Origin of the sequence: Microbacterium sp. BWT-B31 (assembly GCF_041379855.1) — a bacterium.
Classification (GTDB): domain Bacteria; phylum Actinomycetota; class Actinomycetes; order Actinomycetales; family Microbacteriaceae; genus Microbacterium.
Genome location: NZ_JBFECU010000013.1, coordinates 1 through 12,671, shown reverse-complemented (window position 1 = coordinate 12,671; position 12,671 = coordinate 1). Strand labels below are relative to the sequence as shown.

Sequence of the window (12,671 nt, the reverse complement as noted above, 5' to 3'; positions counted from 1 at the left end):
TCATGCTCCTTCGGGGGCGGCCGGCGCCTGCACGGTGCGGCGCTCGATGCGTTTGTCGATTCCGGTGCCCACCTCGACGAGGCGGTGCACGAAGATGCCCGGCAGGTGGATGCCGTCGGGGTCGAGCTCGCCGGGCTCGACGAGCTGCTCGACCTGCGCGATGCACACACGCCCGGCCATCGCCGCGAGCGGGTTGAAGTTGCGGGCGGCCTTGTTGAACACGAGGTTGCCGTGCCGGTCGCCGCGCAGCGCGTGGACGAGGGCGAAGTCGGTGACGATGGCCTCTTCGAGGACGAACTCGCGCGGGGTGCCGTCGAGGTCGAAGGTGCGCACGTCTTTGACGGGCGAGGCCACGGCGATGCTGCCGTCGGCCGCGTAGCGGCGCGGCAGCCCTCCTTCGGCGACCTGGGTGCCGACGCCGGTCTGAGTGAAGAAGGCGGCGATGCCCGACCCTCCGGCGCGCAGCTTCTCGGCGAGGGTGCCCTGCGGGGTCAGCTCCAGCTCGAGCTCGCCCGACAGGAACTGCCGCTCGAACTCCCGGTTCTCACCGACGTACGACGAGGTCATCTTGCGGATGCGCTTGGCGTTCAGGAGGATTCCGAGCCCCCAGTCATCGACCCCGCAGTTGTTCGAGACGATCGACAGGTCGGTCGTGCCCTGCGCGAGCAGGGCTTCGATGAGGGCGATGGGGTTGCCGGAGAGCCCGAACCCGCCGACGGCGAGACTCGCTCCGTCGGGGATGTCGGCGACGGCCTCGGCCGCCGAGCCGTACGTCTTGTCGATCACGCAGTACTCCTTCGTATGCCCGGGTGCGGAACTCCTGAAGAATCGGCGGTCACGTGGCGAGCGACCGCGCAATCCTGCGGTGACGGCACGACCGGCGCCAGTCCTTCGGGAGTTGTGCACCATTCTGCGCGGCGGCCCGGGCGACCCGCACGTCGTCGCTTGCCATGTGGAGCCAGCGGCGCATAGTGTCCATATCATGGACACGACCTCCAGGCGCGCGGTGCCGGGCACTCAGTCGGTGTCGCGGGCCGCGAGGCTGCTGCGCCTGGTGACCGCCGGCGGCGACGCCGGCCTCGGTGTGGCCGACCTCGCTCGGCAGGCCGAGCTGACCCGCCCCACCGCGCACCGGCTGCTGTCTGCGCTGCGCGTCGAAGGGCTCGTCGACCTCGACGAGCGGACGGGACGGTGGATGCCGGGACCCGAGCTGTACCTGATGGGCACGGTCGCGGCATCCCGTTACGACATCACCGCCATCGCGCGCGACATCGTGCGCTCGCTCGCGGTGCGCACCGAGGAGAGCGCGTTCCTGTCGGTGCGCCGCGGCGACGAGACCGTATGCCTGCTGCGCGAGGAGGGGAGCTTCCCGATCCGCTCGTTCGTGCTCAGCGAGGGGGTGCGCTTCCCGCTCGGCGTCGCGTCGGCGGGGCTCGCGATCCTCGCGTTCCTGCCGCCCCACGATGTGGACGCCTACTTCGAGCGCCACCCCGACCTCGGCGCGCGGTGGGGTGCCGCACACGGCGAGCAACGGCTGCGGGCACGCCTGCGCGAGACCGTCGAACGCGGCTGCGCGCTCAACCCCGGGCTCATCGTCGAGGGCAGCTACGGCATGGGCGCCGCGGTCTTCACCAAGGAGGGGCATCCGCAGTGGGCCCTCAGCATCACCGGCGTCGAGTTCCGCTTCGGCCCCGACCGGCTCCCCGAGCTGACGCGCACGCTCCTCGCGCACGCGCATCAGCTCACCTCGCGCATCACGGCCGCGGGGCGGTGAAAGACTCTTCCCGCACGACGGCGGCGACGGCATCCGCCCCCTGCTGCGACATCACGATCGTGTAGTGGTTGACACCCGCGACCGGCACGTGCCGCAGCGCCGGGTACTCGGAGAGGAGCGTCGGCAGTCGCTCGGCGGCGTACAGTGCGGGACGCTGGTCGAGCAGCCCCCGCTCCGCGGTGAGCAGGACGGTTCCGGGCGGCAGGCACGCCAGCGCCCCGGCCAGCGCAGTGCCGGTGTTCTGGTCGATCGAGTCCTCGGCGAGCGTCGCGTAGCTGGTGGCCGGCCGCAGCTCGGGCGCCTCGCCCACGAGGTCGTACGCGAGGTAGCGCTCGAGTTCGGGCGTCCAGTCGTTCGCGAAGGCCGGATGCGCACGCCAGAAGTCCAGGTAGTCGTCGACGGTCGCGAAACGCATCGCGAGCCGCTCGGCGGTGGGGCCGAGCACGTGCCGGATGACCTCGTCGGGCGTGAGCTCGGCCGGGACGTCCAGCGGCAGCCCCCCATCGACCAGGATGAGCCGGGCGACGCGATCCGGATGCCGGTGGGCGAAGACCACGCTCACGAACGCGCCCATCGAGTGGCCGACGACGATCGCGCGGTCCACCCCGGCCGCGTCGAGCGCCGCCGCGAGGTCGTCGGCGTGCGCCGCCATGCCCGCCGGACCCGGAAGCCCCGCGCTCGCGCCGCGGCCGCGCAGGTCGGGGGCGATCACGCGCACCCCGGGCAGCGCCTCGACGAGGAAAGGCCAGGCCAGGTGCGAGGCGGTGACCCCGTGCACGGCGAGCACCGTGGCGACGGGCTCGGCGCCTGGCTCCCACACGCCGACGCGCAGGTCTCCCCCGCGTACGGCCACGTCGAGCGTGCGGTAGGCGTGGGCGGCGGCATCCGTCATCGCGCTGTCCAGCCGCCGTCGATCGTGTACGAGGCTCCGGTGACCATGCCGGCTTTGTCCGAGGCCAGCCAGCCCGCGAGCGAGGCGACCTCGTCGGCCTCGACCAGGCGCTTGATCGCGGTCTCGGTGAGCATGATCTTCTCGACGACCTCACTCTCGGGGATGCCGTGCAGCCGCGCCTGATCGGCGATCTGCTTCTCGACGAGGGGCGTGCGCACGTACGCGGGGTTGATGCAGTTGCTCGTGACGCCGTGCTCGGCGCCCTCGAGAGCCGTCACCTTCGACAGGCCCTCGAGCCCGTGCTTGGCCGAGACGTACGCCGACTTGAAGGCACTGGCGCGCAGGCCGTGCGCGCTCGAGATGTTGATGACCCGGCCCCAGCCGCGTTCGTACATGCCCGGCAGCACGGCGCGGATCAGCAGGAACGGCGACTCCAGCATCAGACGCAGCAGCAGCCGGTACGTGTCAGGATCGAACTCGGGGATGGGCGCGACGCGCTGGACGCCGGCGTTGTTGACGAGGATGTCGGCATCCAGCGACAGGCTCTCGAGCGCTGTCGTGTCGGCCAGGTCGACGACCCACGCCTCTGCGCCGACGGCCGAGGCGGCGGCATCCGCCGCTTCGGCGCTCACGTCGGCGATCACCACGTGCGCTCCGCGCCGGGCGAACTCGTGGGCGCACGCGAGGCCGATGCCGCTCGCGCCGCCGGTGACGATCGCGCGGCGTCCGGCCAGGTCTGTGTCGGTCATGAGGCGGTTCCCTCTCTGCCTGCTCGCGGGGCGAGCGCGTTGTCGATGAATCGCATGAGCCCGTCGAAGACCTCGGCGTCGAGCTCGGCGGGCGGGCGGCCGTCGGCGTCGCGCTCCCACAGCAGGAACCGCATGCCGACAAGCTCACCCGTGCCCATGAGGGCCCACGCGGTCACCGTGGGATCCAGCATGCGGTCGACGTCGCCGACCTGCTGTGCCGCCCGCAGGCCCGCCTCATACCCCTCGACGATGCGCGTGTAGTGCAGGCGCAGCATCTCGGGCGAGACGAACTCGGCCTCGCGCACGACGCGGTACAGCGCGGGATGGGCGGCGGTGAACCGGAAGAACCCCGCGAATCCGGCGCGCTCGGCCTCCAGGCGCGAGGACGCGCCCGCCATCGCCTCGGACATCGAGTGGCGCACTCGGCGGTTCAGGTCGATCACGAGCGCCTCGAAGATCGACTGCTTGCTGTCGAAGTAGAGATAGAACGTGCCGAGGCCGATTCCGGCGCGCTCGGTGATTCTGACGATGGATGCCTCGTGGTAACCCTGCGCGGCGAACACCGTCTCGGCGGCTTCGAGCAGCCGTCGGCGGGTGGCCTCGCCGCGCTTGGTGAGGGGTCGCCCGGTCGCGGACGAGACCGGGGTGCCGGCGTCCTCGGCGGTGCCGACCTCAGGGGTGCTCATCGCGTGCTCCTCTCTGCGGCGGCGGGTGCGGCCGGCCCCGCGGATGCGGCCGATGCCGCAGAAGACCCGGCGGATCCGGACATGAGCAGGCGTGCCTGCGCACGCAGCTGCCCGCGGGCGAGCTTGTCGATCGCTGAACGGGGCAGCTCGGCGAGGAACTCGATGCGGACCGGCACCTTGAACGCGGCCAGGTTGCGTCGCGCGTGGGCGAGCACCTCGTCGGCCGACAGGGCCGCGCCGTCCGCCCGCACGACGAACGCGACCCCGCGCTCGCCCCACACCGGGTCGGCGACCCCGACGACGGCTGCGGCCTCCACGAGCGGGTGCCGCAGCAGCGCCGCCTCGACCTCGGCGGGGGCGACGTTCTCGCCGCCCGAGATGATGATGTCCTTCAAGCGGTCGACGACCCGCAGGATGCCGTCCGCGTCGCGGTGCACGATGTCGCCCGTGCGCAGCCATCCGTCGTGCATCGCCCGCTCCGTGGCGGCGGGGTCGCCGAGATACCCGGCGAAGACGCTCGGCCCCCGCACCCACAGCTCGCCCGTGGCCTCGCCCTCGAGCGGCAGGAGCGTGTCGGAGTCGACCACCCGCACGACGACTCCCGGATACGGCCGGCCGACGGCCCCGGCGTGCGCGGGCGCGTCGGCCGCCGCGAGGTGCAGCACGTTCGGGCCGGCCTCGGTCAGGCCGTAGCCCTGCGTGAGCGCGACGCCGCGGGCACCCCATTCGTCATGGAGCGCCGCCGGCATCGTCGCTCCGCCGACCAGCGCCATCCGCAGCGACGACAGATCGCTGGAGGCCCACTCCCGGTCGGCGGCGAGCAGCGCGTACTGTGTCGGCACACCCATCATCGCCGTCACCCGGCGCTCGCGGATGAGCTGCAGCACCCGCGTCGGCTGGAATGACCGCTCGAGCACGACCGTCGCACCCGTCCACCACGCCAGCAGCGGCTGGCAGTTCCACGCGGCGATGTGAAACTGCGGCAGCATCGCGAGCACGACGTCGTGCTGCGCGAGCGGCAGCGCCTGGGCGAAGGCGAGGTTGTTCCAGAAGCAGTTCGCGTGGGTGAGCACGACCCCCTTCGGCGCGGCCTCGCTGCCCGACGTGAAGATCACCAGCAGCGGATCGTCGTCGCGCACGGGTGCGGCCGGGCGCGGGTCGGGTGCGACGGGCACAGTCCCCACGCCCACTCCGAACGGCGCTGCCGCGCCGCCCGGAGAATCCGGCCGCGTGGGCCCACCCTCGATCCCGGTCGTGCCGAGCGCGGCGGTGGGCGGGACCGCGGTCCCGGCGGCGGCGGACGCGGCATCCGGATCATGTGCCCCCGAAGGCGAGGTGTCCGCACCGTCCGTCACCGCGCGCAGCGCCTCGGCGGCGAGCGTGGCGTACTCGTCCTCGACGAGCACGAGCGCCGGAGCCGATCGTACGAGCATGTGGGCAAGTTCGACAGGGGTGAGCCGCCACGACAGCGGCACGAAGGCGACCCCGGCGAGCGCGCATGCGAAGAACGCCACGACGTGATCGCTCGAGTTGCCCGAGACGGTCGCGATCCGGTGGCCGGCGCCGTATCCCGCCTGTCGCAGCCGATCGGCCAGGGTGGCGGAGCGCCGCGCGAGTTCGTCGTACGTGAGGGTCACGCCGCGGTCGTCGATGGCGATGCGACCCGGCGACTGAGCGGCGCGGTCGATGAGCCAGCGGCCGATCGTGTGCGGCTCGTCGTGGGTCGTCATGCCCTCACCTCCATCGTCGTCTCACTGCCGGTCTCGGCATCGTCGAGCGTGCGCAGCGACCCGCGCACGCGTTCGCCCCGCCGTCGCCTGAGCGCTGCATCGATCGTGCCCGCGATTCCGCCCGGAAGGAACATCACCACCAGGATGAACAGCACGCCGAGCAGGAACAGCGGCTCTGACAGCGGGACGCGCAGCACCTCCGGCAGCCCCGCGATCGCGTCGGACCCCGCCAGCACGGTGAGGCGCTGATCGAGCAGCGTGTACAGCACCCCGCCGAGGATCGCGCCCCACCGGAATCCGACGCCGCCGAGCACCACCATCACCAGGATCGTGATCGTGAGATCGGCCGAGACCGCGCGCGGCACCGTGCCGGACTGCAGCAGCATGTACGCCACGCCCGCGAGGCTGGCCAGCACCGCGGCGACGACGAAGACGAGCAGTCGCACGCGATACGGGTTGAGACCCAGCACGCGCACGCGCTGGTCGTTCTCGCGCGTCGCGCGGGCGAGGTGCCCGAGCCGCGAGGTGTCGACCCACAGGGTCACGAGGTACACCACGACCAGTACCGCCAGGCACAGCCAGTAGAGGTTGCGCGTGTTGATCACGCCCACCAGGAAGTCCGGCACCTGTCCGGTGTTCAGGCTCAGTCCCTCCTCGCCGCCGGTCACGGCGGGGTTGCGGCGCACGAGCACCGAGCCGGCCTGCGCGAAGGCGAGCGTCACCATCGCGAACGGGATGCCCGACACGCGCTGGGCGACCGCGCCGGTGGCGAGCCCGACGATCATGCCGCCCACGAGCGCGAGGAACACGCCGGGCCACAGCGGCACGCCGAAGTGCTCGAGCGCGATGCCCAGCCCGTACGTGCCGGCGCCGAAGTACAGCGCATGACCGAACGACAGCATTCCGGCCGAGCCCAGCAGCAGGTTGTACGACAGCGCGAGGGCCGCGAACACCATGCACAGCGACAGCAGTGCGAGCGTGCCAGGCAGATAGGTGGGGGTGGGCAGGATGCCGGGGATCGAGATGTTCAGCAGCGGCAGCACCGCCATCAGCACGACCAGCGCGCAGCCCGCGATCAGGGGCACGAACCGTCTCATGCTTTCCTCCCGAGAAGTCCCGACGGGCGCACGAGCAGCACGACCGCCAGCAGGATCACCACGATGAAGTCGCCCGTGCCGCCGAGGTAGAAGCTCGCGAACTGCTGCAGGACGGCGACGAGGACAGATGCCACGGCCGCGCCCGTGAGCGAGCCGAGTCCGCCCACCACCGTGACGATGAACGCGAAGATCAGCAGCGTCGCGCCCAGGTGCGCCGACACGAACGTGGAGTAGTGCATCGCGAGCACTCCCCCGATGCCTGCGGCCGCACCGCCGATCGCGAACACGAGCGTGAACGAGCGGCGCACGTCGATGCCGAGCGCGGTGACCATCGAGCGGTTCTCGACCCCGGCGCGGATGATCATGCCGTAGCGCGTCTTGCGCAGGAACAGCACGAGCGCGAGGAGCACCAGGATCGCCGCGATCATCAGCACCCAATAGGTGTTGGGAATGCGGGCTCCCAGCACGGTGGTGGTCTGCGTGAGCCAGGCCGGCCCGTCGACGTGGATCGGGTCGGTGCCCCAGATGCCCTCGAACAGGGCGACTGCTGCGAACGACAGGCCCACGGTGACGAGCACCTGCTCGATGTGCCGCTCGTACAGCGGCCGGATCAGCACGAGCTCGGTGACCGTGGCGAAGACAGCGCCCACCGCCGCTCCCGCGAGGATCGACAGCAGGAACGATCCCCACGACTGCGTGCCGAGGGCCTGCGCGACGAACCACCCGGCGAACGCGCTGAGGGTGAGGAACGCGCCGTGCGCGAAGTTGAGCACGTGCATGAGCCCGTAGATGAGACTGAGCCCGGATGCGACGAGGAAGTACAGCGCGCCGAGTCCGACGCCGGTGATGAGGGTGAGAACGAGGGTGCTCATGCCGCTTCCTCCGCGTGCACGCCCAGCAGGCGCCGGGTGAGGTCGTCGTCGTCGAGGATCTCGGTCGCACGCCCCGTGTGCACCACGCGGCCGCCGCTGATGACGATGGCGTCGTTCGCGAGACGGCGCACCACCTCGAGGTTCTGCTCGACGAGCAGGATCGGGACGATGCGGGATGCCTCGGCCAGCGCATCGGCGACCTCGGTGACGATCTTCGGCGCGAGGCCCTTCGTCGGCTCGTCCACGATCAGCATGCGGTTGTCGTTGAGGAGGGCGCGCGCCACGGACACCATCTGCTGCTGGCCTCCCGAGAGCGTGCCGGCGAGCTGATCGCGGCACCTCACCAGGTCGGGGAACAGCTCGGCGACGAACTCGCGGCGCGGGTTGCGCTGGCGCTCGGCCAGCGCGAGGTTCTCGGCGACGGTGAGCTTCGAGAACACCTCGCGGTCCTCGGGCACGTACCCCACTCCGCGTTGGACGATGCGGTGCGTGGGGAGGCCGTCGATGCGCTCGCCGGCCAGGACGACCTCGCCGCGGCGGTGGATGAGCCCCAGGATGCCGCGCAGCGTCGAGGTCTTGCCGACGCCGTTGCGCCCGAGGACGGCGGTGATGCCGGATCCGGGCACCTCGAAGGTGACGTCTTCGACGACCAACTGCCCGGCGATCGAGCAGCGCAGGTGCTGGACGGCGAGGATCGGCTCGGCGCTCACGCGGCGCTCCCCAGGTAGGCGCTCTGCACGAGCGGGTTCTCCATGATCTTCTGCGGGGTGTCGAAGGCGATGATGCTGCCCGAGTACATGACGGCGACCTTCTCGACCAGTCCCATCAGCACATCGAGGTGGTGCTCGACCATCAGCACCGTGCACCCCTTGTCGCGGTGCAGGTCGCGGATGCTCTCGACGAGGCCGGCGACATCGCCTGATCCGACGCCGGCCATCGGCTCGTCCAGCAGCACGATGCTCGCGTCGGTCGCAAGCAGCACCGCGATCTCGAGCTTGCGCTTGTCGCCGTGCGAGATGTCGCCAGCCAGGGCGTCGGCGTGATGCCCGAGCCCGACTGCCTCGAGCTTCTCGAGGGCTGTCCGTGTGGCGGCATCCGTCCTGCGCGGGAACCGCACCAGCGACGCTGAGCCGCCGAGCGAGGCCTGGGCGGCAAGGCGCACGTTCTCGAGCACGCTCAGCCGCGGGAACAGGCTCGATGTCTGGAAGGTGCGCCCCAGTCCCGCCCGCGCTCGCGCCGGCACAGACATCGAGGTGATGTCATGACCGTCCATCCGGATGTGGCCGGCGGTCGGGGCCACGAGCCCCGAGACCACGTTGAACAGTGTGGTCTTGCCGGCGCCGTTCGGCCCGATGACGCCCACGAGCGAGCCCGCGGGAACATCGAGGTCGACGCCTTCCAGGATGGCGGCTCCGCCGATCGCAAGGCCCACGCCGTCGATCTCGAGCGCGGATCCACGCCGCGCGGGCGGGACAGGGGTGCTCATCGTGTCGCGGCTCCCGGCGTCACCTGGCCTCGGCCGGGGCGACCGACTCGGCGTCCGAGGTGTCGACGAGCACGGGCGTGAACGAGCCGCCGTCAGCGACGAGCCTGGCCTGGTACATCTCCTGCAACAGGGCGTGGTCGCTCGCGCGAACCGTCGTGGTGCCCTTCGGCCCGTCGAACTCGAAGCCTTCGAGCGCCTTCACCATGGCGTCGACGTCCCCTTTGCCCTCTTCGATCGCGTGCACGATCATGATCGCCGCGTTGAATCCGTCGGGACTGAACAGGTCGGCGGCGCCGCCGGCGCTCTCGATCGCGTCGATCATCGCCTTCTCGACCTGGCCGCCGTTCGCTCCGGGGAAGTAGTGGTTGAGGAAGCTGATCTTCTCGGTCGCCTCACCGTAGGCGCCGAACGTGGCCGAGTCGCCGAGGCCGGTGACCACCGGGATCGCGTCGAGCACGCCCTGCTGGCTCATCGCCTGCCACATGGCTCCGGAGGTGGCCCCGGCCCACGCGACGAAGACGAGGTCGGGTCCGGCTGCCAGCACCTGCTGCGCGAAGGGCGTGAACTCGGTCACGTCCTCGGCGACGAGCACTGGAGTGACCGTTGCGCCCTGCCCGCCGAGGATGGCCTCGACGGCGGCGACGTTGCCCTGGCCGAAGGCGTTGTCCTGAGCGAAGACTGCGATGTTCTTGCCCGAGACGTCGTCGAGGAACGTTCCGGCGGTCGCGACGTCCTGGGCGCTTTGGCGGCCCGAGCGGAAGGTGTAGGCGTTGGCGCCCGTGATCGCGTCCGCGGCGGCGGGACCGGCGACGTAGAGGATCTTGTTCTGAGCGGCCTGCTCGGCCAGGGCCAGCGCGATGCCGGACGAGGCGGTGCCCGCGATGATGTTCACCCCCGAGCCGATGAGTTCCTTGGCAGCGGTGACGGCCTTGTCGGGGTCGCCTGCGTCGTCGCGGTACTCGACTGCGATCTTGATGCCCGCGACCTCGTTCGTGCCATCGGTGGCGTAGTCGAGCCCGGCTTTGAAGGCGTCGAGGTACTGCTTGCCGTAGCCGGCCAGGGGGCCGGTCTCGCTGGTGAGGATGCCGACAGTGACCTCGGACTGGCCTGCCGCGTCGTCGCCCGAACCGCCGCCGGGGGCGGCCTGCGGCGCGCACGCCGCCAGAGCGAGGGCGACCGCGGTGACCGCGGTGCCCAGGACCAACTTCTTCGTTACCCGCATGTGCGTGCCTTTCACCGTTGAAGGGGACCGTGCGCCCGAATCCGCGTGCCGTCGGGACCGACGCCACGCGCGTACATGAAACGTGATTCAGGTAATGGCAATCTAGACACGACGACGCGCGAGGTCAAGTCGGCCAGCGGCGCCGGCAGCGATTGGGCGATGTGTATACCACTGGTATATATCTACGCTAAGCTTTCGAGGTGAACAGACGACAAGACCTCGAGACCATCGTGATCTCGGTGCACACCCTGGTGCGCATGGCGGCGACCGAGACCGGCAGCCGCACTCCGCAGGCACAGTGGCGCACCCTGTCCCTCCTGAACGAGACCGGCCCGCTGCGTCTGGGCGAGCTCGCGACCTTGAGCCGTGTCACCCAGCCGGGCATGACGCGCCTCGTCGGGCAGATGGCCCAGGCCGGGCTCATCGACCGCTCCACCGATCCCGACGACTCGCGCGCGGTGGTCCTGGCGGTGACGGATGCCGGGCGTGCCGAGCTCGCCCAGTGGCGCAACGAGCTCACGCGCACGCTCGCGCCGTGGTTCGACGACCTCGACGAGACCGAGTGGCAGGCGCTGCACACGGCGGCGGCGATCCTCGACCGCAAGACGCGCGTGACGGAGGCGGCCCTGTGAGCGGCACTCCCCAGGGCAGCGTGTGGCGCCAGCCGGCGCAGGTATGGGCGGTCGCGTTCGCGAGCGTCGTCGCCTTCATGGGCATCGGGCTGGTGGACCCGATCCTTCCCGCGATCGCAGAATCACTCGAGGCGAGCCCCGCGCAGACCGAACTGCTGTTCACCAGCTACCTCGTGGTCACCGGACTGGCGATGCTCGTGACGAGCTGGATCTCGAGCCGAATCGGCGCGAAGGCCACCCTGCTCATCGGTCTGGCGCTGATCGTGGCCTTCGCGCTGCTGTGCGCAGTCAGCGGCAGCGTCGACGCCGTCATCGGCTTCCGTGCGGGCTGGGGGCTGGGAAACGCCCTCTTCATCTCGACGGCCCTCGCCACGATCGTGGGTGCCGCGACCGGCGGCAGCGGTGCGGCGATCGTCCTGTACGAGGCCGCGCTCGGCCTCGGCATCGCCATCGGCCCGCTCCTTGGGGGCCTGCTCGGCACGTGGAGCTGGCGCGGTCCGTTCCTCGGCGTCGTGGTGCTGATGACCATCGCGTTCGTTGCGGTGCTCGCGTTCCTGCGAGGGCCTCTCGACAAGCGCGCACCGGTGCCGTTCTCAGCGCCGTTCAAAGCGTTGCGCGCTCCGGCGCTCGCGATCCTCGCGGTCACGGCACTGTTCTACAACATCGGCTTCTTCGTGCTGCTGGCCTTCTCGCCGTTCCCGCTCGGCTTCACCGCGATGGGCATCGGCCTGACGTTCTTCGGCTGGGGCGTGGCCCTCGCGATCACGAGCGTATGGGTCGCGCCGCTGCTGCTGCGTCGCATCGCCCGCACGACGGCGATGCTGGTGGTGCTGCCACTCCTGGCGCTCGACCTCATCGCGGCGGCCGTATTCGTGTCGAACTCCGCAGCCCTCGTCATCTGCATCATCGTCGGCGGCCTGCTGCTGGGCGTCATGAACACCGTGCTCACGGAGTCGGTCATGGAGGCCACGGACCTGCCGCGCGCGGTCGCATCGTCGTCGTACTCCGCTGTGCGCTTCCTCGGCGGGGCGGCTGCCCCGCCGATCGCGGCGCTGCTGTGGCACGCTTATGGCGCCTGGGTGCCGTACGTGTTCGCCGCACTGGCGATGGCGATGGCCACGGTGACGCTGCTGATCGGGCGCCGCGCGCTCGCGCGCATCGATCAGGGCGAAGCGGATGCCGCCGAAGAGGCCATCGCCGTACTGGCGGGCGACGCGGCCTGACACCCAGCCAGCGCTGCCGTCGCTTGCGCCGCCACAGACACGCCGGCCGGCCTCTCGGCCCCCTGCCACGGCCGGCCCACGGGTCGCCCTCTTTGTCACTGGTGCGCCTCCCTGTCGAGCTCGGCGGCCCGTGCCAGGCTCGGAAGTCTGCTCCTCGCGCCGCGTGCGAGCGCTTCGCCCGCCCGCTAGATGAGTGAGTCCGTTTGCCCTGATCGTCGTTGATGCGGCGTGGACGCTGTTAATGGCTGGCGGAGGGTGTTAACCCCGGTGTGTGAAAACTGAACTCAACACCCTCCTGATCACACTGT

Annotated in this window: 13 protein-coding genes; 3 read left to right on the top strand and 10 right to left on the bottom strand. The window is 70.8% G+C overall.

Features of this window, described 5'->3' with window-relative positions:
• On the bottom strand, positions 1-786 hold the full coding sequence (locus AB1K54_RS13160; RefSeq protein WP_371203214.1) for a CoA transferase subunit A: 786 nt from the start codon (positions 784-786) through the stop codon (positions 1-3).
• Positions 787-982: 196 nt separating this feature from the next.
• Between AB1K54_RS13160 and AB1K54_RS13155 the strand changes: the two genes are divergently transcribed.
• Positions 983-1,774, top strand: a complete 792-nt coding sequence (locus tag AB1K54_RS13155; protein ID WP_371203213.1) for an IclR family transcriptional regulator — start codon at positions 983-985, stop codon at positions 1,772-1,774.
• On the opposite strand, the gene AB1K54_RS13150 is transcribed toward AB1K54_RS13155, so the two are convergent.
• The 9 genes from AB1K54_RS13150 to AB1K54_RS13110 are packed head-to-tail and all read right to left on the bottom strand — an operon-like array spanning position 1,755 to position 10,508.
• Positions 1,755-2,666: an alpha/beta hydrolase gene (locus tag AB1K54_RS13150; RefSeq protein WP_371203212.1), complete on the bottom strand. Its 912-nt coding sequence runs from the start codon at positions 2,664-2,666 to the stop codon at positions 1,755-1,757. The two genes, AB1K54_RS13155 and AB1K54_RS13150, sit on opposite strands and share 20 nt — an antisense overlap.
• Positions 2,663-3,415, bottom strand: a complete 753-nt coding sequence (locus tag AB1K54_RS13145; protein ID WP_371203211.1) for a 3-hydroxybutyrate dehydrogenase — start codon at positions 3,413-3,415, stop codon at positions 2,663-2,665. Before AB1K54_RS13145 ends, AB1K54_RS13150 begins: the two co-directional genes overlap by 4 nt.
• Positions 3,412-4,101 (bottom strand): TetR/AcrR family transcriptional regulator, encoded by a 690-nt coding sequence (locus AB1K54_RS13140; protein WP_371203210.1) that lies wholly within the window; start codon positions 4,099-4,101, stop codon positions 3,412-3,414. The genes AB1K54_RS13145 and AB1K54_RS13140 overlap by 4 nt, the downstream gene beginning before the upstream one ends.
• The gene (locus tag AB1K54_RS13135) at positions 4,098-5,831 is read right to left on the bottom strand and encodes a class I adenylate-forming enzyme family protein (RefSeq protein WP_371203208.1); all 1,734 of its coding nucleotides are present in this window, start codon (positions 5,829-5,831) and stop codon (positions 4,098-4,100) included. The genes AB1K54_RS13140 and AB1K54_RS13135 overlap by 4 nt, the downstream gene beginning before the upstream one ends.
• A complete protein-coding gene (locus tag AB1K54_RS13130) occupies positions 5,828-6,928 on the bottom strand; it encodes a branched-chain amino acid ABC transporter permease (protein WP_371203207.1) in 1,101 nt (366 codons plus the stop codon). The genes AB1K54_RS13135 and AB1K54_RS13130 overlap by 4 nt, the downstream gene beginning before the upstream one ends.
• Entirely contained in the window at positions 6,925-7,800 is an 876-nt protein-coding gene (locus tag AB1K54_RS13125; protein ID WP_371203206.1) for a branched-chain amino acid ABC transporter permease, read from the bottom strand. The genes AB1K54_RS13130 and AB1K54_RS13125 overlap by 4 nt, the downstream gene beginning before the upstream one ends.
• On the bottom strand, positions 7,797-8,510 hold the full coding sequence (locus tag AB1K54_RS13120) for an ABC transporter ATP-binding protein (RefSeq protein WP_371203205.1): 714 nt from the start codon (positions 8,508-8,510) through the stop codon (positions 7,797-7,799). The genes AB1K54_RS13125 and AB1K54_RS13120 overlap by 4 nt, the downstream gene beginning before the upstream one ends.
• Complete coding sequence (locus AB1K54_RS13115) at positions 8,507-9,286, bottom strand: ABC transporter ATP-binding protein (RefSeq protein ID WP_371203204.1); 780 nt, start codon at positions 9,284-9,286, stop codon at positions 8,507-8,509. Before AB1K54_RS13115 ends, AB1K54_RS13120 begins: the two co-directional genes overlap by 4 nt.
• Positions 9,287-9,305: 19 nt before the next feature.
• Positions 9,306-10,508, bottom strand: coding sequence for a substrate-binding domain-containing protein (locus AB1K54_RS13110; protein ID WP_371203203.1), 1,203 nt, complete (start codon positions 10,506-10,508; stop codon positions 9,306-9,308).
• Positions 10,509-10,708: 200 nt separating this feature from the next.
• Between AB1K54_RS13110 and AB1K54_RS13105 the strand changes: the two genes are divergently transcribed.
• A complete protein-coding gene (locus AB1K54_RS13105) occupies positions 10,709-11,140 on the top strand; it encodes a MarR family winged helix-turn-helix transcriptional regulator (RefSeq protein ID WP_371203202.1) in 432 nt (143 codons plus the stop codon).
• On the top strand, positions 11,137-12,363 hold the full coding sequence (locus tag AB1K54_RS13100; protein WP_371203201.1) for an MFS transporter: 1,227 nt from the start codon (positions 11,137-11,139) through the stop codon (positions 12,361-12,363). Before AB1K54_RS13105 ends, AB1K54_RS13100 begins: the two co-directional genes overlap by 4 nt.
• Positions 12,364-12,671: the final 308 nt, after the last annotated feature.